The sequence below is a fragment of the Candidatus Nanogingivalaceae bacterium genome (assembly GCA_015257795.3).
Taxonomy (GTDB): Bacteria; Patescibacteriota; Saccharimonadia; order Saccharimonadales; family Saccharimonadaceae; genus Nanogingivalis.
In genome coordinates this window covers 582,387-606,857 of sequence record CP072208.2, presented here as the reverse complement: position 1 = coordinate 606,857, position 24,471 = coordinate 582,387, and the positions used below count along the sequence as shown (strand labels likewise).

Below are 24,471 nucleotides of genomic sequence, written 5' to 3'. Positions count from 1 at the left end.
ATTACTGTTTGGGATATATAATATTGGTTGCGATGAAGAAAAAGATGCGAAAAGCCTTTCAAAAAGGCTGGCGAAGCTCAATGATTTTGGATTTTAGAACTTCGAACTTTACAGAAATCCGTGAGTTATTTTACTGGAAAATATTTTTTCGCAAGAATGTTTATACGCACAAGATTTGGGATAAAAATCGCACAAAGTCAAAAAATAGACTTTTCGCTTTTCGAAATCGAGAAAATTTAGAGAAATATTTAAGGGCTGAAAAGCTAAATTACGCCAAAAATCTTGAAGAAAAAACGCGCTTGATGGGCGAGGTTTTGGGCTATCCAGATTTTGCGGTTAAGGATTTTGTGGAGATTTCAGCAAAAAAGAATCCGAACAAAACACGCCTTAATTTTAAAAATTATGATTTTGGCTTTGATGGAATTACTTTTTATATTGAAAATTTAGCAAAAATGCAAAAATGGTGTGCAACAAATAAAATTCCTTTTGAAAATTCGCAAATTAGTATTTTCGAAAATGATAAAAAGCGTTGGCGCAAGCTTTCGAAAAGTGAAATTAGCGAAATTTTGAATGAAGAAAAATAGCTTGAAATAATTTTGAAAGTTTGTAATCCTGGAAAGAATTCGAAAAATATGGTATAATAGTTCGAATAATAAAGGAGAATTATGGCGGATTTTTTGGAAATTAAGGGCGCGCGCGAACATAATTTAAAAAATGTAGATTTAAAGATTCCGCGCGATAAACTAGTGGTAATAACAGGGCTTTCTGGTAGTGGAAAGTCTAGTTTGGCGTTTGATACGATTTATGCGGAAGGCCAGCGTCGCTATATGGAGAGCCTTAATTCTTATGCACGACAATTTTTAGGCACAATGGATAAGCCAGATGTAGATCAAATTACTGGACTTAGCCCTGCGATTTCAATTGATCAAAAATCTACTAGCCGAAATCCACGTTCAACTGTAGCGACTGTAACTGAAATCTATGATTATTTGCGTCTTCTTTTCGCACGAATTGGCACGCCGCATTGTCCGATTTGTGGTCGAGATGTGGTTCGCCGTACACCGCAAAGTATCGTTGATGGAATTATGAACCTCAAAGAAGGGTCTCGATTAATTTTGCTTGCACCAATTGCGAAAGCTAAAAAAGGTGAATTTGCGCACGTTCCTGTTGAATTTTCGAAAAAAGGTTTTGCTCGTGCTCGTGTTGATGGTGTAATTTACGCTTTGGATGAATTCCCTGAGCTTGAAAAAAATATTAAGCACAATATCGAAATTGTAGTTGATCGTTTAGTTCTTTCGAAAGAAATGCGGACACGTTTAGCTCAAAGTGTTGAGCAGGCTCTAGATATGACAAATGGAATTCTTGAGGTTTTAGATGATGAAACTGGCGAAGTTAAAATTTTCTCACAACGTTATGCTTGTGAACTTCACCCAGATGAGCATATTCCTGAGCTTGAACCACGATTGTTTTCATTTAACGCACCACAAGGAGCTTGTGAAACTTGTTCCGGGCTTGGAACACGAATGGAAATTGACCCAGAATTAGTGCTTTCACCAAATTTGACGATTTCCGAAGGCGCAATTCGTCCGTATAATCGTGTGATGGAAAAGGGCTATCGAATTAAATTGCTTGAGGAAGTTGCAAAACGTTATGGATTTTCAACAAAAGTTCCAACCAAAAAGCTTTCAAAAGAAGCGATTGAAATTATTTTATACGGCACAAAAACAGATGAAAAATATCCGATCGAAATGAACGGCCGGGTTTATAATATGAATTTTGAAGGCGTAATTCCAAATTTGGAGCGTCGCCATCGAGATACAGATAGCGAATTCCAGCGCAAGGATATCGAAAGATTTATGCGTGTTCGAAAATGCCAAACTTGCGGTGGAAAACGTTTAAAGCCAGTCGTTCTTGCTGTGACGGTGGCTGGTTTGAATATTGTTGAAATTTGTGACCTTGCAATTGACGAGGCGGTTGAACTATTTAAGAATTTAGAATTAAACGAGCAGCAAAAGTTTATTTCAACTCAAATCCTAAAAGAAATTTCTTCGAGATTGGGCTTTATGAATAATGTTGGCTTGAATTATTTGGAGCTTTCGCGCGCGGCAAACACTTTGAGCGGTGGCGAGGCGCAGCGAATTCGTTTGGCAACACAAATTGGTTCTGGCCTTCAAGGAGTGCTTTATGTCCTCGATGAGCCTTCGATTGGGCTTCATCAACGAGATAATGATAAATTGATTGCAACGCTAAAAAACCTGCGTGATTTAAACAATACTGTTTTGGTGGTGGAGCATGATGAAGATACTATTCGGGCGGCGGATTGGCTAGTTGATGTTGGTCCTGGTGCTGGTGTAAATGGTGGAATGATTGTGGCTTCTGGCACACCTGAAGAGGTTTCGAAAAATCCAAAATCACTAACAGGAAAGTTTTTGAGTGGCGAAGATAAAATTCAAACGCCAAAAAACCGACGCAAAATTCAAAAGAATGAAAAGTTAGTAATCAAAAACGCTCGTGAAAATAATTTGAAAAATATCGATGTTGAAATTCCATTAGGCGTAATGACAGTAGTTTCTGGTGTTTCGGGAAGTGGAAAGTCAACCTTAGTTAATGAAATTTTAAGTAAAGAATTGTTAGCACGGAAGCATCGTGCACAAGAAGTTCCTGGTGCGCATGATGAAATTTTAGGTTTGGAAAAACTCGATAAAGCAATTGTCATTGATCAGAGCGCAATTGGTCGCACACCGCGTTCGAATCCAGCAACTTATACGGGCGTTTTCACTCAAATTCGTGAACTTTTTGCTGGCACGCCTGAAGCAAATATTCGTGGATATAAAGCTGGTCGGTTCAGTTTTAATGTTAAGGGGGGTCGCTGTGAGAATTGTCAGGGTGATGGTGTTATTAAGATTGAAATGCACTTTTTACCAGATGTTTATGTGGAATGTGATGTTTGCCACGGCAAGCGATATAATCGGGAAGCGTTAGAAATTCTTTATAAGGGAAAGACGATTTCGGATGTTTTAGAGATGACGATTGACGAAGCAACAGAGTTTTTCGAAAATATCCCTGCAATTTATCGCAAATTAAAAACGATTCAAGAAGTTGGTTTGGGGTACATTAAACTTGGTCAGCCTGCAACAACATTCTCGGGCGGTGAGGCACAACGAATTAAGCTTGCAACTGAGCTTGCGCGTGCTTCGACTGGAAAGACAATGTATATTTTAGATGAGCCAACGACTGGTCTTCATAATGCGGATGTGAAAAGATTGCTTTCAATTTTGAATCGTTTAGTTGATGCTGGTAATTCAATGGTGATTATTGAGCACAATTTGGATATGGTTAAAAGTGCCGATTGGTTAATTGATATGGGGCCAGAAGGTGGTGCTGGCGGTGGAACTGTTGTGGCAACCGGAACACCTGAGCAAGTTTCGAAAGTCGAAAAAAGCTGGACGGGAAAGTATCTTAAAAATATTCTTTAGGATAAATTGCTATGTCTTTTGAAAAATAGTATAATAATGCTATAAAGTGCTTAAGTTTATATCACGAAAGGAAAAGATGGCGATTTTAGTAACTGGTGGCGCAGGATTTATTGGTGCTCACACTTCAATTGAACTTCTTAAAAATAATGAAGAGATCATAATAATTGATAATTTTCGAAATTCAAAACCTAAAGCTTTAGAGCGAATTCGTGAGATTTCGGGTAAAGATTTTAAGTTTTACGAAGTTGATATTTTAAATAAGGATGGGCTTCGAAAAATTTTTCAAGAAAATGATATTAAGCAAGTGATACATTTTGCAGGTTTAAAAGCAGTTGGCGAAAGTGTTGCAAAACCACTTGAATACTATAAAAATAATATTCAAGGAACGATTTCTCTTTTAGAAATTATGCGAGAGTTTAATATTTATGATATCGTTTTTTCTTCGAGCGCAACGGTTTATGGTGACAAAAATCCAGTTCCTTATCGAGAAGAAATGCCTTGTGAAACAGCAACGAATCCTTACGGATACACTAAAGTTGTGATTGAGCATATTCTGAAAGATTTAGCGAAGGCTGATGCGCGCTGGTCAATTACGATTTTACGATATTTCAACCCAATTGGTGCCCATGAAAGTGGTTTAATTGGTGAAGATCCGCAAGGAATTCCGAATAATTTGATGCCGTATATTTCTCAAGTTGCCATTGGAAAACGAGAAAAACTTTCGATTTTTGGCGATGATTATGAAACTCCTGATGGCACAGGTGTGCGTGATTATATTCATGTTGTTGATTTAGCAAAAGGTCATTTGAAAGCATTAGAAAATAACCGCAAGAACGGTGGCGTTAAAATTTATAATCTTGGTTCAGGCTCAGGAGTGAGTGTTTTAGAATTAGTTCGTGCTTTCGAAAAGGCTTCAGGTAAAAAGATTCCTTTCGAAATTACCTCGCGTCGTGCGGGTGATATTGCATTTTGTTATGCTGATGTTGCTAAGGCTGAAAAGGAACTTGGCTGGAAAACTGAAAAAACACTCGATGAAATGTGCCGAGATTCGTGGAATTGGCAAAGTAAAAATCCGAATGGATTAGTATAAAAATTTTAAAAAAAGTTTGTTTTCAAGCAAACTTTTTTATTTTTCGAAAAAAGTACTTGACTTTTTAAGCTACCTTGTATAACATAGAAGTATGAAAGAACAAGAAAGTATTGAAAAATATGCTTCACAAATTTCAACCCAAATGCGAAAAGGTTTTATGGCGTTTTGTGTGTTAAAAGTTTGCGCAAAAAAACCAGTTTACACTAGTGATATCATTCGGGAATTGCGTGAAGCTAAAATGGTTGTGGTTGAAGGCACGATTTATCCACTGCTTTCAAGATTACAAAAAGATGGATTATTAAGCCACGAATGGCAAGAAAGTGAGCAAGGGCCGCCAAGAAAGTATTATTCAATAACCGATTTTGGTACAAAAGTTTTAGCAAATATTAGTGAAGAAATTGAAAAGCTAACCAAAACAATAAATAATCTTTAAAGGAGAAATATGAAAGAAATTACAAGAATTCATTTGGCTAAAATTCCTTATGAAATTGAAATTCCAGCAAAAAAGCAACTAGAAAAATACCTAAAAGATTTGAAGATTTATTCAAGCGATAAAGATATTTTTGAAGATGTAGAAATTCGGATTACTGAGATTTTGGCGGAACTTGGAGTGAAAGAAGGTGGAGTTATTACCGAGAAAGAGATTTCGAAAATTGAAGCTCAAATTGGTTCACCAGAAGTTTTTCAAGATACAGATTTTACCGAAAAAAATGAAGAGAAATCTTCGGCGAAAATTTCAAAAAGGCTCTATCGTGATGAGAAAAATGGAATGATTTCTGGCGTGGCATCCGGTTTAGCCCAATACTTAAACATTGATGTAGTTTGGGTTCGCTTGGTGTTAATTGTAATGTTTTTTATGACTTTTGGTGGAATAGTTCCGATCTATATTTTGTCGATTTTGGTTATTCCTGCAGCAAAAAATGCGAATGACATTTTGCGACTTCGTGGCGAAAATATTACCGCAAATTCTATTCGGGAAGTAAATGAAGAATATAATTTCGAAAAAATTCACCTTCGAAACTTAAAGATTGCTAAAGCTTTTGGTATAATTTTTGGTATTTTTGCAGTTTTGGCCTTTTTGGGCGGAGTTACAGCAATAATTCTTGGAAATTTAGCGCTTTCAGAAATTTATAGCGCGGCGGCTTTTGCAAATGCTAAAGATGCCGGTATAGGTGTAATTATTAGTGCTAATATTTTAGGTTTTGCTTATCTTTTGCTCACGGGATTTGTCGCAAAAATGCTTTTCAAACTAAAAATTACAAAAATTGACATCTTTGTTTCGATTATTTCAGTTGTGATTGCATTTGTAGGACTCATGGGATTTATTACTTCAGCATCATTGCTGCGCGATAAAGTAAATAATAGGGTTTCTCAAAGTTTAATTTCAGAACGAGTTAAAATTGATTCTGCAAAAATGAAAAGTATTAAAAAGCTAGAAGTTGATTCTTCGGTGGCGGTTTTCTATCATATTGCGGATGAGCCAAAAATTGAATTCACACATTTTAATTTCGAAAAAGATAATCTTGAAATGAATTTTGATGGCGAAACTTTAAAACTAAATTTGAATAAAGTTTCAAATAATGCGCGTTATTTTTATGGCGGAAATCAGGAAGAAGTTCATATTTATGGCCCAGAGTTAAGTGAAATTAATTTGAAATCGAGCTCGCAAGTAAAATATTTTGCAAAAAATGCCGAGAAAATTAAGGTGGACATTTCGAAAAACGGGTCTGTTAATTTCGAAAATTCAGCAAAAATTGATAATTTAGAAGTTTACGCGGGCGAATTTAGCAATTTTTATGCGAACGGAATTGACGCAAAGAACTTAAGCGTAAATAGTAATGGTGGAAATTTGGAATTGAACAAGGTTGAAAATGCGGACGTTAAAACAAATAAGTGTAATTCTGTGGTTTCGAAAAATACGCGATTAAAAATGCGTGCTGAAAAAGTTAAAGTAAATGGTTATGATTTCAATGAAAACACAAAAGGTCAGTGTTTGTATCTTGAAAACCCAGATGAGGATCAATTTTAATTAAAAGGAGCGATATGATTGAAGTTCGAAATATTTCAAAAACTTACGGTAAAAAGAAAAATAGTTTTCAAGCTTTAAAAAATGTAAGTTTTAAAATTCCAAAAGGCGCAAGCGTGGCGATTATTGGAAAATCGGGAAGCGGAAAATCAACATTGATTCACGCGATGAGCGGTTTGGACGCGCCAGAAGAAGGTGAAGTTTTAATGGATGGCGTGAATATTCTTTCAATGAAGCAGAAAGATATTGATAAATTTCGTTCGAAAAAAATGGGATTTATTTTTCAAAGTTTTTTCGTGCAAGGCAATGAAACTTGTTTCGAAAATGTAAGTTTGCCGCTTGAAATTGCCGAAGAGCCAATTTTTCGGCGAAAAGAGATTATTGAAAATGCCCTAAAAGCAGTTGGCTTGGAGGATAAAATTAAAACACCAGCTCGTGATCTTTCGGGTGGGCAAAAACAGCGTTTGGCGATTGCGCGGGCGATTGCGAATTCGCCAGAAATAATTTTTGCGGATGAACCGACTGGAAATCTTGATTCGATCACAAGCGCTAAGATTGAAAAAATGCTTTTCGAATATAATAAGAATTCTAAAGCAACGCTATTAATTGTTACACATGATGAAGAATTGGCGGAAAAATGTGATATTCGAATTCGAATTAAAGACGGAAAAGTTGAACAGATTGAAGGAGTAAGAAATGCGTAGGATTGATATTATTAGACGAGCCGGAAAGAGTCTTCGTCTAGCAAAGAAACGAACAATTTTAACAAGCCTTGCGATTGCAGTTGGGGCAACAACAGTGGCGGTCGCAATAGCTGCAGCGAAAGGTGGAAATGCATATGTTGAAAGTTTAGCTAATAAAATCGGTGACCAAAGAGCCTTAACAGTAATTCGTGCTGTTAAAGCTCGAGACCCATATGCACCGAATAAGATTTCGACAACACGCGAGGATTTTGAAAAAACTCAAACAGAAGAAAGCATAAAATCGCGAATAATCAGCAAAGAAGATCTAAATAAAATTTCGAAAGTAAAAGGTGTTCGAAAGGCTTCACCAGCAATACCAGTAAGCGCCGAAACAGTTCGAATAGAAAATGGCGAAAAATATGATGTTGGTGTTGCAACTAAAAATGACGAGCAAGAAATGGAGCTTTCGGCTGGAAAGCTTGATAAAAATAACCGAATTGATGCTGGTAAAATTGTTGCACCAAAAGCTTATGTTGAAGTTCTTGGCGGCAAAAAACCCGAGGATATTATAGGTAAAAAAGTTATCTTGGAATTTAAAGATTCGAAAGGAGAAATTTTTGAAAAAACTTTCGAAATCCAAGCAGTTGATGCTGGAAAAACAGAGACAACTTTTAGCTATAAAGGTAATTTCTGGATAGAAAATAGTGATGGTTTGGCGATTGCTACCAAACAGAATGAAGGGGATCCTCAATTTTATAGTTTGAGCGTAACAACAGATGGAAGCCGGACGGTTGATGAAATTAAAAAAGATATTTTAGCTTTAAATGGCGGAAGCTACTATGATGTTTCAACTTTTGCGGATGATAAAGCTATTGTTCAAGCAGGAATTAATGCAATATCGGCTGGACTTGCTGGATTTGGGTTTTTAACTCTTTTGGCAGCAGTTTTTGGAATTATAAATACTCAATATATTTCAGTCTTGGAGCGAACTTCGCAAATTGGCTTAATGAAATCACTTGGAATGCGTAAAAGTGATGTTTCGAAACTTTTCAGATACGAGGCAGCATTAATTGGCTTGATTGGTGGAATTATTGGAATTGTTGTTGCTTATGGGATAACTTTCTTAAACCCAGTAATTAAAAATGCCTTAAAACTACAAAATACAGCTGGGGTGGATACAAATCTTCTTCAGCCGAATTGGTTGGCCTGGATTTTATTGGTGCTTGTTTTGATGATAATTTCAATTCTTTCGGGATATCTTCCAGCGCGAAAAGCTGCAAAAATGAATCCAATCGAAGCTCTTCGAACTGAATAAAATATTGAAAATTGGCCTGTAGAAATGCGGGTCAATTTTATTTTTTAGAAAATTATAAAAAAGTCTTGATATTTCGAAAATATTCATGTATAATATAACTATTATTCCGGCATAGCTCAGTGGTAGAGCGGTTGGCTGTTAACCAATAGGTCGCTGGTTCGAGCCCAGCTGCCGGAGCCAAATTTGATTTTTATTATAATTTGATAATGTAAAAAAGGTTCTAACAGATTAAAATAGAGCCTTTTTTCTTTTATTTAATTTTATATTGTAAAAAATTTTTAATTAATATATTATAAATAAAGAAAATATAACTAGTCTGATAAAAAACTAAAGAACTAGAGAGGGTATATTATGAACTTAATATTTATGAGACATGGTGAGGCGATGGATAATACGCGTGAAATTTTATCGAGCCAAGAAATACAATGTTCAATATTGACTGAAAATGGTAGAAAGAAAGTTATCGAATCGGTAAAATTATTGCCTAAAATAGATAAGATATACGCTTCGCCATTAATTAGAACCCTGCAAACAGCGAAAGAAGTTGCGGATAATCAAAATCTTAATGTTGAAATAGATAACCGTATTAGAGAGATAAATTGGGGTAAATTTAACGGAAAAGAAAACTCTACCGAATTAGATGAGGTTAGAGAAAAGCAAGTTGCTGGGGATTTTTTTATTAGATTTGGTCAGTATGGTGATAGTAAATATAGCATTGAAAGTAGATTATGCGATTTTTTAACTGATATCCAAAAGAATAATTTCAAAAACAACACTGTATTAATAGTTTCTCATGGAACGATTATATCCTTTATGAAGTGGATCTTAGGGTTAAAATCTTCTCATGCGAAAAAAGGTAAATTCGAAGTTTTTAAAGATGTTGATTTTCAATTTTTAGAAAAACACAATAATTTATTGAGTGATATATCGAATTTTGAAGTTAGCAAAAGACTTAAAGAAACAGACAAAATTAAGAATAGCGAAACCAGACATAAATATGTAAATATCGCTAAAGACTATAACAATATAGAATTTAATAATGAAACACTTAAGTATTTAATTTTAGGGTTGAATGATAAACTCAGTAAGGTTGAAAATACCTTAAAACCTATTGATAAAAATAAAAAAGAGATTATTTTAGTTTGTATATTTAATAATTTTTCAGAATTTTTTGAGAAATGGATAAGACATTACGTCGAATTGGGCGTTAAGAATTTCGTATTGGTAAATAATAATTCTGGTGATGACTCAATAAAAAAGATAAATGAAATTACGAAAAATATTAAAGATATTAAACTGGATTTATACAATGTTGAAGCTACCTATAATTGTTTTAGGGCTTGTAGCTGGAGACAACAGATTTTAGATATTTATGGAATTAATAGATGGTATTTGAATGTTGATTCCGATGAATTATTCCATGTTGATGAAAAGATAGAAGAATACATTGACTCTATAAGTAAGGATGGTCGTAAATCTGTTAAAGCTATTATGGTAGACGTATATTCTAAAAAGCCCATTTTCGAAAATAAGAATATAAGTGATATGAAATTTGTAGATTCGAACACTTATAAAACTGAAATAAACCCTTTTTACGGGTTAAGAATTTACGGTGGCCCTAGAGGAAGGATTTTTGGTTTAAGGTCTAGCCTACAAAAGGTTCCACTACTATATTACACTGGAAATGAATTAATTGTGAACGATCATTATGTATTTCCGAAAGAGTTAAATTTTGTAAATATATCATCGGTAGTATTTCATTATAAATTCTTGCCGAATTCATTATCGTTATATAAAAACATGGCGAAAAGTGGGGTGTATTGGCAAGACTCTAAAGAATATAAAAAATACCTATCTGCTTATGAAGATGACTCTAATTTATCTATGTTTTCAAAAGATTCATCTATTAAAATTGAAGATTTTCGGCTGTCTGATACAGTACCCGAGTAGTTGTTGGTTAGTAATATTCCTATCAAGGGGAGCCAAGAAAATCTCCCGAAGAATCGGGGGGTTTTTCTTTTTAATTTAAGATTTTTCTAAGTTGAATATGATAAAATAGAAAGAGAAAAGAGGTAAGATGAAATTTGATAAAGTTATAATTGGTTTTGGAAAGGCTGGAAAAACGCTAGCTGTTTTAGCAGCAAATAAAGGTGAAAAGATTGCTCTGGTTGAAAAATCTTCAAAAATGTATGGTGGAACTTGCATTAATATTGCTTGTATTCCAACGAAGACTTTAGCGGTTGCGGCAAGCGAGAATTTAACTTTCGAAGAAGCGATTTCGCGTAAAGGCGATGTTGTTAAGCGGTTAAACTTAAAAAACTATCACATGTTGGCTGATAACGATTTGGTTACGGTTTTTGATGGCTTTGGCTCATTTCTAGATGAGAACACGGTTTTAGTTGAATCGAATGGTGAAAAACTTGAGCTTTCGGCCGATAAAATTATCATTAATACCGGTGCGGAAAGTTTTATTCCTAAAATTGAAGGAATTGAAGAAGGTTTGCAAAATTCAAAAATCTTTACAAGCACAGAACTTCTTGATAACCAAGAAAAAATTGATAATCTAGCAATTATTGGTGGTGGATTTATTGGTTTGGAATTTGCTTCAACCTTCACAAAATTAGGCACAAAAGTTACAATTTTTGAGAAGTTTGATAAAATCTTAGCCGATGAAGATGACTCGATGCGAAAAGCGATTTATGATTTTCTAGTTTCGCAAGGTGTTAATTTTGAATTTAATGCAAATATTGAAGCTTTCGAAAATACTGAAAATGGAATTCTAGTAAAAAATAATGGCGAAAATTTTGCGTTTGACAAAGTGTTGGTTTCGATTGGAAGAAAACCTGCAATCTCGAAATTGAATCTTGAAAAAGCGGGAATTAAAACGCTTGAAAATGGTGGAATTTGGACGGACGAAAAACTTCAAACTTCAAATCCAAAAGTTTGGGCGGTTGGTGATGTGCGCGGAAAAGAACAATTCACTTATGCTTCTTTGGATGATTTTCGAATTTTACGCTCGCAATTTTATGGTAATGGCGAATATTCTTTAAATAGCCGCAAAAACTTGCCAAATTCAGTTTTCTTGCAGGTTCCATTTTCGAAAGTTGGGTTAACTGAAAAGCAAGCCCTAGCAGAAGGTTTCGAAATTAAAGTGAAAGAAATTCCAGCCGCAGCGGTTCCAAAGCTTCAGCTCGAGTTTAAGACAACAGGACTTTTGCGATCTGTAGTTGATGTACAGACGAATAAAATTTTAGGCGCAGCTTTGTTCTGCTACAATTCACCAGAAGTGATAAATATTATAAAAACCGCAATCGATGCCAATCTGGATTATACAGTTTTGCGAGATCAAATCTTTACACACCCAACTGTTGCGGAAAGTTTAAATGACTTGTTTAATCTTTAGATTTGCGTTGGTATTAAAAATTTGTTATAATTAAACAAAAGCATAATAATTTTTAAAGGTGGGAAATGAAACCGACGATTCTATCGATTGGAAATGCAACAAAAGACAGTTTTCTAGATATTCAAGATCAAAAAATATACAAAGATGAACTTAATGATTTTCATTACGATTTAACTTTTGATGACTCTACTTTGAATTATAAAAAGAAAGCTGGTATTTTTGGTGGTACAATTTTAAGCGAGAAGATTTTTACCGCTGCTCATTTCAAGGCTTTTTCGAATGCTAATCCAAAAGGGATATCTCAATTTGAATATAGTGAAATTAACGATTCCTTAGTTGAACGATTTATCGTTTCATATAAGGGTAAGAGTTTTATCTTAACAAGCAATCCACGCGAAACAAAATGGAATTCTCCACCTTATGCACCAGACTTAATCTATATCGCGGATACAAACTTTTCGGAATCTTATTTAATGGATTTTCGAAAATATCTATCTGAAAACCGACAAATCGAGCTGGTTTATAACATTGCCGATCTAGATCAAGACTTATCAAGGGAGCTCTTTGTTCGAGCGAATTTAGTTTTTGTAGATTTTCGAAAACAAAATTTAAGCGATTTAATCGATTACTCCAATTACCAAACCGTTGTTGAATCTTTATTGAAGGTTGGTGTTCGTAGCATAGTTATTTTTGACGGAGCTAAAATAGTTGTTGGAAATAAAGAAAAAATTGCTAGCGCAGAATCCGATTTTGGATTGAATTCTTTTTATCAGAGCAATATTTTTCAGGCTGCTTTTGTGGCTGAAAACTTTTCAAACTCTTCTAACTTAGAAGAGAGCTTGCGGCTAGCGCTAACAATTGCGAATAAATCAGATTTTAATGATGTTCTAAAACCTTTTTATGCGCAACAAATCCTAAATCGTAAAAACTATGAATTACCGGTTGAAATCATAAGTGATACGCCGGATATTAAAGGAAGATTACATAAAGTTGCATCAAGCCTAGTCGCTCGACCAAAAGGAATTTTTGCAGCGGATGAATCTGGTGGAAATATCCATAAAAAGTTTGAAAGTATTGGCGTTGAAGATAATTTTGAAAATCGCCGAGCTTATAGGGAAATGTTCTTTAAAACTCAAGATATCGAGAATTATTTAAGCGGAATTATTCTATTTGAAGAAACTGTTGAACAAAATACTTCTGAAGGTGTTAATTTTGTTGAATATCTAAAAAACCGAGATATTTTAGTTGGAGTTAAACTTGATGGTGGACTTCGACCTTTAGCTGGTTTTGAGGACGAGACTATTTCTGTAGGTTTAGATTCTTTGGACCAAAAGCTTGAAAAATATTCAAAAATGAATATTGACTTTGCAAAATGGCGAGTTGCTTTTGAAATAAATAAAGAAAAAGGAACTCCGAGCGATGCTGCCATTGAGGCGAATTTACGAATTTTGGCTCAATATGCGAAAGCTTGTCAAAAATATGGAATTGTACCAATTGTAGAGCCAGAAGTTGTTTATTCAGGAAACCATACGATAAAGCAGTGTCGTGAGATTACTGAAAAGATTTTGAAGAGTCTGTTTAAAGAATTAGAAATCTTTAAAGTTGATCTTGCTGGAACAATCTTAAAAACGGGTATGGTTCTTGCTGGTTCTGAAAATGAAATTCAATCATCTTCAAGAGAAGTTGCACGCGAAACTATTGCGGCCTTGAAAAATTCTGTTCCTAAAGAATTAGCGGGTGTTGTATTCTTGTCTGGCGGTCAAACACCGACTCAAGCAACAGATAATTTGCAAGAAATTACAAATCTTGGTCCTTTTGATTGGGGGGTTACATACAGCTATGCTAGAGCACTTCAATTGCCTGCATTGCAAGCTTGGGCTGGTAAAGCTGAAAACGTTTCTCAGGCACAGCTTTTGTTTCTTGAACGTGTTGCAGCAAATTCGCATGCACTATATAAAAACTAATTTTCGAAAATATAAAACGCTCAGTTTATAAATTGAGCGTTTTTTCGTTATTTATTTTTTATGGTTAGTGATTACTGCAAAAATTCCAACTGCGATACCGCCTACAGGATAAAAAATTCTTGCTGAAGACCAATCATTAGTGATAAAACTATAAGTTAAATAAATTGCTGTAATCGACATCATTGTAATAGCCGCGAAAAGGCCAATTTTTCGATTTTTCTCTTTATTTTCACTTTCGATTTCGTTAAAGTTGCTAATTTTAGCAAAAATAGAATTACCATAGGTTGATATAGAAAGTCCAATTCCAAGTAAGAGCATAAAAATCGTTGATGCACTTCTTCCGCCAAGATTTGTAAAATTGTAGATAACTTGATGGCTAGCTATAGCAATGAAGATTATCGAAACAAGAGCCATTTTGCTAAAGCTTTCGATACTCTCAGCGTTTTGAATTTCTTTTTTCGAAAAAACTTCGTTAATTTTTGTATTAGATTCGGCAAGATTCTCAATTGCTGTTTTATCAAAGTTTCTAGCGAGGATGAATAATGGTACTGCGATTGCTAGTGACAACATTAGAACGATACTGGAAAGTATAGAGAAATCTGGCATTGAATCTGAAAGTAGAGATTGTCGCATTTTAAAATCATATCCTGAAGAAAAAGTAGCGAGGGTGATTCCTAAGAATAAAATAAAAATTCCTAAAGATCGGATTATAGCAATTTTTCTATAAGTTTTATTATAGTCTTCTTTATCGAAATCTATTTTCTTGGTTGAAATTTCACCAGTTAATTCATCTAAACTAATATTAAAAAGATTACTTATAGCAACTAACTTTTCAAGCTCTGGTGAAGATTTTCCACTTTCCCAGGCTGAAACTGATTGTCGCGAAACTCCAATTTTATCGGCAAGTTGTTCTTGTGAAATATTTTTTGAAGCACGTAGCTTTTGTAAATTTTGACTAAACATTTTTTGTCCTTTCATATTAAATATTATACACTAATTATACAAAAAAGACTCAATTGCAGCTACCAAGTTTGCTTTATATTTGCAAAAAATATTGCTAAAATTTTTAACAAAACAGATTGATTTTATGTTAAATTTGCTTGCATTGTCAAAAATTGATTAATTATAAGCTTTTTCAGGAAAATGAAGCTGGACTTTTGCTAATTTATTTTTAACTTTCCAATCAATAAAATTAACGCCGATTGTTTCGAAAATCTCTTTTGTAACTTCTGAATTTTTCGAAAAATCAATTTCTGGACCATAAAAATCAAATTCTAAAAAGTATTCAGAGCCATCTTTAAAAATAGAATAATAAAATTCGTAATGATAATCTGGAAATTTTGCTTTTTCGATAATCATGATAATTTAACTATAAAATATTTTATAAAAAAGAGCAAGTTTTGGCTTACTCTAGGCGGATTATGATTTTAGCTCGTTATAAAATTTCACTATTTCGTCATAAGATTGTTTGTCGTTGGGCGAATTTAATAGGTGGCTTATTATATAGTCGGCGATTTCGTTCAACCCAATTATACTAATCGGTGAATTTTTATCGTAATCTGAATGTAGCTCGGTTGAAATTTTCGAGGCTATTATTTGGGCTTTTTCCGCATCTTGATTATCGAGAGATTCTTTAAGGCTATCTAGCCAACTGTTGTAGAGTGTTGTTTTGTTCATCATTTTACTCCCCTTATATATTATAAAATATGACTGCTCAAAAATGAACAGTCATTGCGACAACTACCACCAGGATCCACGATCTCCGTTTTTGCCAGTATTGCCATCTTTGCCGTAGTGGTCGTGATTTGGTTGGACGCCAGCATTTTTATCCCCGTAGAAATCAAGAAAATTATTATGACCGCTAGCAATTAGGGTTTGACCTTCTTGATTACCCTGACCGAAGGATACTGTTACTGGATTGCCGTTAGAGTCTGCGGCATGGACTGGTGCTGACCAGCTGCGATCTCCACCACTTCCTTCACCTTGACCCATTCCGAAAGTTGCATCGTTGTCGTTAGTTGGCATTTTTGCCACCTCTTTCTAAAAAGTGCGACCGAATAGTTCGGTTAACCTGATATTCTACTACAATTTTCAAATTCAAGGATATTTTATCATTTTTTTTTTACTATTTGTCAAGACTTTTTATCGAAAAAATGTTAAAATAATAAAATGAACACCAAACTCGCCGAAAAATTGAAAAATCTGCCAAATTCTGCTGGCGTTTATTTTCATAAAAATTCGAAAGACGAAATTATTTATGTCGGAAAAGCGGCAAATTTAAAGAATCGTGTTCGGCAATATTTTCAAAATTCACGCGGTAAAGATTCGAAAACGCAAGCTTTAGTGGCAGAAATAGCGATGACCGATTGGATTGAAGTTGAAACTGAAATGGATGCGCTTTTTTTGGAAAGCGAGATGATTAAACGCTATAAACCTCAATATAATATTCTTTTGCGAGATGATAAATCGCCAACTTATGTGCGAATTGGTTTTCGTGATAAAATTCCACATATCAGTTTTACCAAAAATCCGCTTGATGATTCGGCAGAATATTTTGGGCCGTTTTATAATTCAAATGCGGTAAAAAAATCGGTGCGGTTGCTTCGAAAAGTTTTTCCGTACTATTTGAGCGAAAAGATGCCAGCAAAAAATAGTTTAGATTTCCAAATTGGGTTAACGCCAGGACTGGAAAATTTCGAACAAGATTCGCAGGAATTTAATCAAAAAAAGGCTGAATATAGGCGCAATTTACAGCAACTCGCAAGGTATTTGAAGGGCGAGCGAAAAATGCTCCAGCTTGAAATTGAAAAAGAAATGTTTGATTTTGCGAGTGAACAGAATTTTGAAATGGCGGCAAAAAAACGCAATCAGTTGCGGGATTTGAGTGAGCTTGGTAAGCAGGTTATTTTTTCAAATGAGGAGTTTTTGGATATTTCTAAAGATCATGCGCTTTCGAAATTGGCAGAAATTCTTTCTCTTGAAAATCCTCCGCGGCGAATTGAGGCTTATGATATTTCACACACAGGAGGCGAAAATAATGTGGCCTCTATGGTGGTTTTTTCGAACGGTTTAAGCGATAAGCGCGAGTATCGAAAATTTAAAATGACTACTGGTGGAAATGATGATTTTTTACATATGAAAGAAGTTTTGACGAGGCGATTTTCGAAACGTAATGAAAAATGGGCACGGCCAGATTTAGTCTTAATTGATGGTGGAAAAGGCCAATTGAGCGTGGCGTTAGAAGTTTTACCGAGTGATATTTTAGCAATTGGAATAGCTAAGCGGGATGAGGAAATTATTTTTGACACTAGAAATACTAATCTAAAAACGGATTGGCTTAATGAAAATTTATCTAAAAGGGGTGAAGATTTTTCGGTTCGGTGTGAAGGCGATTTCCTGGTTTTGAATTTACATCTATCGCAAAGTCATTCGCATGGGCATGCTAGAAATTTACTGGGCGAGAATAATTCTGAATTTAGTGATTTAACTAAACTTTTTCAGCGAATTCGTGATGAATCGCATAGATTTGCAATTAATTATCATTCGAATTTGCGTACAAAAAAACAAACGCAGAATATTTTAGAAAAAATTGATGGAGTTGGTGTAAAAACACGAGCAAAATTATTGCGTAAATTTGGTTCAGTGAAGCGAATTCGTGAAGCCCCGGTTAGTGAGATTTCGAAAATAGTTGGCGAAAAATTAGCTGAAAAAATTAAGCAAAATTTGTAATTTTTGAAAGTTTTTGATAAAATAGACATAAGAATTATGGTGGGTAAAGGCAAGATTAAAAAACGTCTTAAACAGATACAATCGCTAAAAAATTGGCAGTTGTTTATTTTGCTTTTGCTTGTTATCTTTGTTGATTTGACTGCATTAAGATTGAATAATGTTGGAATGGTTCGCCGGCGAGAAGCGGTTGAGGCAGCAGATAAAGCTGGTGATGTTGAAGCTACTAGAAAGGCAACAATTGAGTTTGCTAATTATGTTCATGCACATATGAATAGTGGTGGAATTGTGTATAGCGATAAAACGCATTGGTTTAAAATTAATAGAGAAGTTAAGGTTGCTTGGGCTAATATTTATAAAATTGACTCAGCTAAAGCCGAGCAAGCCGCTCGTGATGCTGCCGAAAATAACCCAAACGGAAATATTTTTAAAAAAGCCGAGCAAGCTTGTAGGCCAAGATTCAGCGGTGGATACTCTTTAGCATATCAACAATGTATCTTGAACGAGCAAAACAAATACCCTTCAAGCACCCAAGGACAATTAAAAGTTGAATCTTTACGTGAATCAGAATATGTTTATACGTTTATCGCACCGCTTTGGTCGCCAGATCTTGCTGGTTGGACAACTCTGCTCGCGTTTATAATTATAATTATGATTATAGTTAAAATGATGATTACGACAATTCTTAAGCTTATTCTAAAAAAATATAAGCCAAAAGTATAAAAACTCTTGACACTACTTAATAACTAGTATACAATGAAAATATACAACAGTAGTAATGAAAGGATAGAAATGGCTTATAGTCAAACAAATTCAAAAGGAATTACATATTATTTGCACAAAAGTGAAGTAACTTTGCGTGGCGGAAAACCACAAACAATTTACTTCTTTGCTAAAAAAGAAAAAAACGATAAAGGAACACCTTGCGATCTTCCAGAAGATCGAATTGTAAAAGAAAATCCACGAAATGGATTCTTGACAGTTTCTCGAAAGAAATAATTGATTTATGAAAACCGCTTCCATCCAGATGGGGCGGTTTTTTGTTGAATTTTAAGCAAAAATAAAAAAACGCCAATTAGGCGAATTTGGTAGGGGATGCTGGGTTCGAACCAGCGACCAATCGTGTATGAGACGACTGCTCTAACCGCTGAGCTAATCCCCCGACTATTTAATTATAACAAAAAATATGATAAAATTAAATAGTGAAATTAAACGTAAACGATTTAAAAACTAAAACTCGTCGTGCGAAGTATTATTTTTCGAACGATATTTTAACTTTGAGTAATATTATCATGGGGAGTGTAATAGTTGTTTCGATTGTTTGGGTTTGGGGAAGTATTTCTGCAATGGAAAAAAATTACGCTATCCAGAAAAAGCTTGAGTTAAAGCAAAGGCAGGCTTTAATTGAGGAGATCAACTATCAAACATTACAATATGAGCAAAAATATTTAAAGAGCTCAGAATATCAAGAGCTAGCGGTACGTGAAAAGCTTGGGCTTGCACTACCGGGCGAGCACGTTTTAGTGCTTCCTAAGTATCCAGAAGAAAAGAAGAAACAACAAGCTGAAACTTCTAAACAGTCTAATTTTACACAGTGGATGAACTTTATTTTTGGCGGAAATGCGCAAAAATCATCAAAATAAGTAAAAACTATTGACTCTTGGTGGGCTCTGTGATAAAATATAAAACAGATATCGCGGGATGGAGCAGTCTGGTCAGCTCGCTTGGCTCATAACCAAGAGGTCGTAGGTTCAAATCCTACTCCCGCAACCAAGAAATTATTTTTTTAAAACAACCTCTCGCTAACTAAGAGGTTGTTTTTCTAATATGTAATATGTGTTGAATAAAAAAGGTTGATGTAATAACTACAGCAACCTAAAATAATATCTGGTAGTAGCGGCGGGGATTGAACCTGCGACCTTAGGCTTATGAGTCCTACGCTCTAACCAACTGAGCTACGCTACCACAATGAGTCTATTTTAGCATATCTAGAAAAAAAATTCAATAGAAAAGCTCCCAATTTTAGGAGCTTTAGTTTTTACATTAAATCGTCAAATTCATCAAAGCGAGAAATTCTTGCATCAATAAAATTTCGAAGTTCTTTTTTTGTTCGGTGCCTATCCCATGAGGCCATTCGTTCATGTTGTGCCATGTATTTTTTCCTTTTTTGTTTTATTTATTATTACGTTATTTATAATAACACAAAAAAATAAAAAAGTCAAGACTCTTTTAGAAAAAACTTAAACATTTTCCTTGATTTTCGCTCGTGCTTATAATATAATTTATGATAAAGGTTATGGATAATTGGATGATTTTATTGGTGGTGATTTTAGCGGCAATGGTGCACGCTAGTTTCCATTTGAGTATCAGTGTTTTAACACTTTTAAGTGGACATACATTAAGCCGTAAAAAATCTCAACTTCAGTTAACTAAACTTTCAATGTCATTAGTTTTAGGCTCGATATGTTCAACAATTTTGATTTTTTCTACTTTTGCACATTTTGGTGGAATATTTTATAATTTTGTATTTTCGAAGGTTGTTTGGGCTGTTTTGGTGGGGATATTAGTTTCTGCAGGTGTTGCTACTTGGATTTTTTATTATCGACGAGGGAAGAATATTCGAGATGGAACAGAACTTTGGGTTCCTCGGCCACTTGCTAAGTATTTAAATAATCGCGCAAGTAAAACTAAACATTCAGCTGAAGCCTTTGCTTTGGGGGTAATTAGCGTTTTGAGCGAATTATTATTCTATTTTGCTCCTCTAGTAGTTTCAGCATTATTTGCGTCAAGGGTTTCGCCTGCATTCCAGTTTGCTATTTTAGTTATCTATGTCTTGATTTCAAATCTACCGATTTTTAGTATTGCTTGTATTATATCTGGTGGTCATCCAATTTCTGAAATTCAGGTTTGGCGGAATATGAATAAAAGATTTTTGCAATTTGTATCTGGCCTAGGGATGATAGTTTTAGCTTTTATTGTAGGGGTTGTTATATTTACTCCAGAGATTTTAGGAGTTTCGTTGTGAGGGTTGTAGTTAAGTCAAACGGAAAAATTGAAAAATTTGATTATAAAAAACTACAGAGAAGTTTAAGCGAAACTTTTTTGATAGTAAAATCTCCAGAAGGTCAAAGCAATGAATTTGTTAAAAAAACTCTTCTTGAGTTTGCCGATTGGCAAAAAAATAAGCCAGAGATAACTAGTGATGATATTCGAAGGCAAGCCAGTGGAATATTACAAAAGATTCACCCAGAGGCTGCATATGTATATAAAAATTTCAAAAGCATAATTTAAGGAGTATGAAAATGGTAAAAAGAAAATTTGATTTTGATTTGATTGTGCTTGGAAGTGGTGCTGGCGGTTCTGCTGCCGCTAATATTGCATCAAAGGCTGGTTTAAATGTTGCGGTTGTTGAGAATGACCTTTTTGGTGGTGAATCACCAAATTATAGCGATATTCCCTTGGCGGCAATTTCGAAAGTAGAGAAAACTTTTTTCGAAGCTAAGCGAATAGAAAAAATGGGTCTTCGCTCGGCAAATTTGACCTACAACTTTCCGATGATTTCTAATTGGAGAAAACTCGCAGTTGAACGAACTGGTGCTCATGATAACCAAAAGTTCTTTGAAAGCCTAGGAATTACAACTTTTCGTGGTGAGGCAAGATTTTTAACACCAAATGAAATTTCAATTAACCAAAAGCATTATTCTGCAAAGAATTTCTTGATTGCGACTGGTTCGAAAGTTTCAATCCCAGATGTTAAAAATATTGAGAATGTAAGGTATTATACTCCTAAAACAATTTTCGAAATTTCACGTCCACCAAGGAGTATATTCATTATTGGCGGAGGGTCGGAGGCTGTTGAGATTGCGCAATTTTTAGCTATTTTCGGCACGAAGGTTTATATTAGCGAAGTTTCAGCTAGAATTTTACCTAAAGAAGATGAGGAAGTAGGAATTACCTTAGAAAATATTTTAGTAGAAGAACATCATGTTTATGTTTTGCCACAAACACGTGTTTTAGCGGTTCAAAAAGATGGGCTAATGAAACGGGTGATTTTTCAACGTGGTGGAGCGGAAAAATTTGTTCGTGTTGATGAGATTTTGGTTGTTGGTGAGAGGACTCCGAATACAGATATTGGTCTCGAAAATGCTCATGTTGAATATTCTAAGGACGGCATTTTAGTAAACGAATTTGCGCAAACTTCAATGAAACATATTTTTGCCGTTGGAGGAGTTGTTAATCCGCAAATGCAAACATCTGAGATTCTGCTTTCAAGTCGAACAGTTGCGCATAATATTTTACATCCTCGATCAAAAATGGCGGTTAATTTTCCACTTGCGCCTCGAACGATTTCAACCTGGCCAGAAATCGCAAGTGTTGGTTTAAGTGAAGATGATTGTTTGAAGCGAGACTTAAAATATAAAACTGCGATTGCGCCATTGAACCTAATCGCAAAGAGTAATATTGAAAACTTTAGCAATGGATTCGTGAAGCTTATTTGTGATAAAAAAGGAAAAATCATCGGTGGAAGTGTTGTCGCACCAGATGCATCGAATATTATTGCGCAAATTTCCCTAGCAATTCGAAATGAAATGACAGCTCGAGAGTTAGCTGAAATTCCGCAACCATTTTTGAGCTGGAGTGAAATTATTCGTGTAGCGGCACACCGAGTTAGATAAAAGCAGCTATATTTTTGCTTTCAAAATTTGAAATTTTAGCCAAAAAGTGTTAAAATAGGTAAAGATTTATAGATAAAAATTAAGGAGAATTATGGCTGGTCATAATAAGTGGTCAAAAATTAAACGACAAAAAGGTGTGAATGACGCAAAACGAGGCGCGATCTTTACACGAATCGGAAACCAAATAGCAATTGCAGCGCGCAGTGGTGCTGATCCAGATATGAACCCAAGCTTAGCACTCGCAATTGAAAAAGCACGCGCAGTAAATATGCCTAACGCAAATATTGAACGTGCGATTGCGCGAGCTGCCGATAAAAATGCAGCAGCACTTGAGGAAATCACCTATGAAGGCTATGGCCCAAACGGCATTGGGTTGGTTATTGAAACTGCAACAGACAATCGCAATCGAACTTTGCCTGAAGTAAAAACAGCTTTGGTGAAAAACGGTGGTCGAATCGCCGATGCCGGAAGTGTGATGTTTCAATTCTCTCGAAAAGGTGTTATTTTAGTTGAAGCAACGGGCGAAGACGCTCTACTTGAAATTCTTGATGCTGGCGCAGAAGATGCAGTTGAAGAAGATGGTGAAATTGTAGTTTATACAGATCAGAAAGATCTAATGAAAGTTCGAAAAGAACTAATTGAAAAAGGTCTAACTGTGAAAGAAGCTGAGCTTCAATATGTACCAAATATGGAAGTTGAAATCACCGACGATGAAACTCGTGCGAAAGTTGAAAAACTAATGGATGCGCTTGATGATGTCGATGACGTGGTGAATGTTCATACGAATGCTAAATTTTAATTTTAAAGGCTCCGAAAGGGGCTTTTAATTTTAAGAGTCTCGATTTTATTATAAGGGAAAACATGTTTAATTTAATTTTTAATTCAGATATAAACCTTGAAATACGTGCAAAAATTAAACGATATTTCGAGAAATATAAACCATTTTTTAAAAGATATTTTCCGGAAATGAATAATGTTGATATTTATTTTGCCCATGAGAAAAAGCCGTCCATTATAGGTAAAGAGAATGAGCTATTGATGGGTGTTGGTTATCTTGTCGATAACTGTGCAGAAATTCAAATTTACGATGATAACTTTACGGAAGCAGATTTTGTATGGCTAATTTTTCATGAATTAAATCATGTCTATCGAGGATTTTATGAGCGAGATCTTTGGCTAATGGCTAATATAATTCCAGAGGGTTTGGCTTTGGGTTTTGAGAAGCAGATTAGAAAAGAAATTAATATACAATGGAAGGATAGATCTTTATATTTTAATAAAAATGAAAAAGCAATGATCTTAAAGCGGCTTACTGAAGCGATTGATATTTGTGAAAATAAAAAAGACTACGATTATAATGCATGGCTGTATAACTTTAATGGTGAAAATCCTGATTTTCCACACAATTTGGGCTATAAAATTGGTGATTTTTTGGTTGGTGAATATTGTAAATCTCATAAAATTAAACCGATTGAAGCCGTGCGAATTCCAACAATGGAATTTATTAAATTTGCCAAAAAGGAGATTCTAAAATGCGAAAAATAATTTTGGGAAATTTTAAAAACAATAAAGTTTTCCGCAAGAAATTGCGCTCAAGTTATAGGCAGGCGATGCGAATTTTACGACCACAATTTGGTGATAATAAAGGTTATGATTTGGTTTTCTGCCGAAAAATTTGGACTTATTCTGACGATGGAGTTGATTTTTATCGTCGCCAAAATCATGCTGCTTTTGAAATTTGTGAGATTTTTAGAGATATTCGCAATATTGATATTCGAAACGCGATAATTCGAGCTGTCACAAGTGAGAATTTGCGAAAATTAAATTTTAAAAACGAATTTTTAATGGATATTTTGGCGGTTGGCGGAGGATTTTATTTGGCTGGAATTTCAAAAAATATCAAACTTTCGCCAGAGATTAAAAAAGATTTTTTAGAATTTTCTAAAAATGCCAAAAACTATGATTTTGATAAATATATGAATGGTGAAAATAAAATTGAGCAGGATCTTCTTGGAATTTTTGCGGCCGAAATTATTTCAAAAATTGTTAAAGATCGAAAATTAAATGAAATTTCTGAGCAAGAAATTTTTGACGAAATCCAAAAAAAATAGT

Annotated in this window: 24 protein-coding genes and 4 tRNA genes; 22 read left to right on the top strand and 6 right to left on the bottom strand. The window is 34.6% G+C overall.

Annotation, left to right across the window (positions count from 1 at the left end):
- The first annotated feature begins 32 nt into the window (after window positions 1-32).
- The 11 genes from HXK94_003160 (at window position 33) to HXK94_003110 (ending at window position 13,957) form a co-directional block, all read left to right on the top strand.
- Window positions 33-584, top strand: coding sequence for a hypothetical protein (locus tag HXK94_003160; GenBank protein QTI96233.1), 552 nt, complete (start codon window positions 33-35; stop codon window positions 582-584).
- 81 nt (window positions 585-665) lie between these two features.
- Window positions 666-3,476, top strand: coding sequence for an excinuclease ABC subunit UvrA (uvrA, locus tag HXK94_003155; GenBank protein QTI96232.1), 2,811 nt, complete (start codon window positions 666-668; stop codon window positions 3,474-3,476).
- A 76-nt stretch (window positions 3,477-3,552) separates the two neighbouring features.
- Complete coding sequence (gene galE / locus HXK94_003150) at window positions 3,553-4,566, top strand: UDP-glucose 4-epimerase GalE (GenBank protein ID QTI96231.1); 1,014 nt, start codon at window positions 3,553-3,555, stop codon at window positions 4,564-4,566.
- A 91-nt stretch (window positions 4,567-4,657) separates the two neighbouring features.
- Window positions 4,658-4,999, top strand: coding sequence for a PadR family transcriptional regulator (locus HXK94_003145; protein ID QTI96230.1), 342 nt, complete (start codon window positions 4,658-4,660; stop codon window positions 4,997-4,999).
- A 9-nt stretch (window positions 5,000-5,008) separates the two neighbouring features.
- Window positions 5,009-6,595, top strand: coding sequence for a PspC domain-containing protein (locus HXK94_003140; protein QTI96229.1), 1,587 nt, complete (start codon window positions 5,009-5,011; stop codon window positions 6,593-6,595).
- Window positions 6,596-6,609: 14 nt separating this feature from the next.
- Window positions 6,610-7,296 carry an ABC transporter ATP-binding protein gene (locus HXK94_003135; GenBank protein QTI96228.1) on the top strand — a complete coding sequence of 229 codons (687 nt, stop codon included), beginning with the start codon at window positions 6,610-6,612 and terminating at the stop codon, window positions 7,294-7,296.
- Entirely contained in the window at window positions 7,289-8,590 is a 1,302-nt protein-coding gene (locus tag HXK94_003130) for an ABC transporter permease (GenBank protein ID QTI96227.1), read from the top strand. Before HXK94_003135 ends, HXK94_003130 begins: the two co-directional genes overlap by 8 nt.
- 105 nt (window positions 8,591-8,695) lie before the next feature.
- Window positions 8,696-8,770 (top strand) — tRNA-Asn (locus tag HXK94_003125).
- A 204-nt stretch (window positions 8,771-8,974) separates the two neighbouring features.
- Window positions 8,975-10,540, top strand: coding sequence for a histidine phosphatase family protein (locus HXK94_003120; GenBank protein QTI96226.2), 1,566 nt, complete (start codon window positions 8,975-8,977; stop codon window positions 10,538-10,540).
- A gap of 127 nt (window positions 10,541-10,667) precedes the next feature.
- Window positions 10,668-11,993, top strand: a complete 1,326-nt coding sequence (locus HXK94_003115) for an FAD-dependent oxidoreductase (protein ID QTI96225.1) — start codon at window positions 10,668-10,670, stop codon at window positions 11,991-11,993.
- A 65-nt stretch (window positions 11,994-12,058) separates the two neighbouring features.
- Entirely contained in the window at window positions 12,059-13,957 is a 1,899-nt protein-coding gene (locus tag HXK94_003110; GenBank protein QTI96224.1) for a fructose-bisphosphate aldolase class I, read from the top strand.
- Between the two features lie 51 nt (window positions 13,958-14,008).
- On the opposite strand, the gene HXK94_003105 is transcribed toward HXK94_003110, so the two are convergent.
- From HXK94_003105 to HXK94_003090, 4 genes are all read right to left on the bottom strand, one after another.
- Window positions 14,009-14,935: a helix-turn-helix transcriptional regulator gene (locus tag HXK94_003105; protein ID QTI96223.1), complete on the bottom strand. Its 927-nt coding sequence runs from the start codon at window positions 14,933-14,935 to the stop codon at window positions 14,009-14,011.
- 141 nt (window positions 14,936-15,076) lie between these two features.
- The gene (locus HXK94_003100; GenBank protein QTI96222.1) at window positions 15,077-15,316 is read right to left on the bottom strand and encodes a hypothetical protein; all 240 of its coding nucleotides are present in this window, start codon (window positions 15,314-15,316) and stop codon (window positions 15,077-15,079) included.
- Window positions 15,317-15,376: 60 nt separating this feature from the next.
- Window positions 15,377-15,637, bottom strand: a complete 261-nt coding sequence (locus HXK94_003095) for a hypothetical protein (protein ID QTI96221.1) — start codon at window positions 15,635-15,637, stop codon at window positions 15,377-15,379.
- A 60-nt stretch (window positions 15,638-15,697) separates the two neighbouring features.
- On the bottom strand, window positions 15,698-15,982 hold the full coding sequence (locus HXK94_003090; protein ID QTI96220.1) for a hypothetical protein: 285 nt from the start codon (window positions 15,980-15,982) through the stop codon (window positions 15,698-15,700).
- A 144-nt stretch (window positions 15,983-16,126) separates the two neighbouring features.
- Between HXK94_003090 and HXK94_003085 the strand changes: the two genes are divergently transcribed.
- Genes HXK94_003085 through HXK94_003075 form a run of 3 tightly spaced genes read left to right on the top strand, consistent with a single transcriptional unit; the run spans window position 16,127 to window position 18,682 of the window.
- Entirely contained in the window at window positions 16,127-17,686 is a 1,560-nt protein-coding gene (locus tag HXK94_003085) for an excinuclease ABC subunit UvrC (GenBank protein ID QTI96219.1), read from the top strand.
- A 36-nt stretch (window positions 17,687-17,722) separates the two neighbouring features.
- Window positions 17,723-18,406, top strand: a complete 684-nt coding sequence (locus HXK94_003080) for a hypothetical protein (protein QTI96218.1) — start codon at window positions 17,723-17,725, stop codon at window positions 18,404-18,406.
- Between the two features lie 33 nt (window positions 18,407-18,439).
- Complete coding sequence (locus tag HXK94_003075; GenBank protein QTI96217.1) at window positions 18,440-18,682, top strand: hypothetical protein; 243 nt, start codon at window positions 18,440-18,442, stop codon at window positions 18,680-18,682.
- Window positions 18,683-18,769: 87 nt separating this feature from the next.
- Here the strand turns inward: HXK94_003075 and HXK94_003070 are convergent.
- Window positions 18,770-18,845: transfer RNA gene (locus HXK94_003070), tRNA-Ile, on the bottom strand.
- 40 nt (window positions 18,846-18,885) lie between these two features.
- Between HXK94_003070 and HXK94_003065 the strand changes: the two genes are divergently transcribed.
- Window positions 18,886-19,326, top strand: a complete 441-nt coding sequence (locus tag HXK94_003065; protein ID QTI96216.1) for a hypothetical protein — start codon at window positions 18,886-18,888, stop codon at window positions 19,324-19,326.
- Window positions 19,327-19,378: 52 nt separating this feature from the next.
- A tRNA-Met gene (locus HXK94_003060) sits at window positions 19,379-19,456 on the top strand.
- Between the two features lie 115 nt (window positions 19,457-19,571).
- Here HXK94_003060 and HXK94_003055 read toward each other — a convergent pair.
- Window positions 19,572-19,648, bottom strand: a tRNA-Met gene (locus HXK94_003055).
- Window positions 19,649-19,967: 319 nt separating this feature from the next.
- On the opposite strand from HXK94_003055, the gene HXK94_003050 reads away from it, so the two are divergent.
- From HXK94_003050 to HXK94_003025, 6 genes are all read left to right on the top strand, one after another.
- Entirely contained in the window at window positions 19,968-20,708 is a 741-nt protein-coding gene (locus HXK94_003050) for a hypothetical protein (GenBank protein QTI96215.1), read from the top strand.
- Window positions 20,705-20,974: a hypothetical protein gene (locus HXK94_003045; protein QTI96214.1), complete on the top strand. Its 270-nt coding sequence runs from the start codon at window positions 20,705-20,707 to the stop codon at window positions 20,972-20,974. The genes HXK94_003050 and HXK94_003045 overlap by 4 nt, the downstream gene beginning before the upstream one ends.
- Before the next feature lie 11 nt (window positions 20,975-20,985).
- The gene (locus HXK94_003040; GenBank protein ID QTI96213.1) at window positions 20,986-22,359 is read left to right on the top strand and encodes an FAD-dependent oxidoreductase; all 1,374 of its coding nucleotides are present in this window, start codon (window positions 20,986-20,988) and stop codon (window positions 22,357-22,359) included.
- Window positions 22,360-22,450: 91 nt separating this feature from the next.
- Window positions 22,451-23,158 (top strand): YebC/PmpR family DNA-binding transcriptional regulator, encoded by a 708-nt coding sequence (locus HXK94_003035; protein ID QTI96212.1) that lies wholly within the window; start codon window positions 22,451-22,453, stop codon window positions 23,156-23,158.
- A 62-nt stretch (window positions 23,159-23,220) separates the two neighbouring features.
- A complete protein-coding gene (locus tag HXK94_003030; protein QTI96211.1) occupies window positions 23,221-23,904 on the top strand; it encodes a DUF2268 domain-containing protein in 684 nt (227 codons plus the stop codon).
- Window positions 23,892-24,470, top strand: a complete 579-nt coding sequence (locus tag HXK94_003025) for a hypothetical protein (GenBank protein QTI96210.1) — start codon at window positions 23,892-23,894, stop codon at window positions 24,468-24,470. The genes HXK94_003030 and HXK94_003025 overlap by 13 nt, the downstream gene beginning before the upstream one ends.
- Window position 24,471 lies beyond the last annotated feature (1 nt).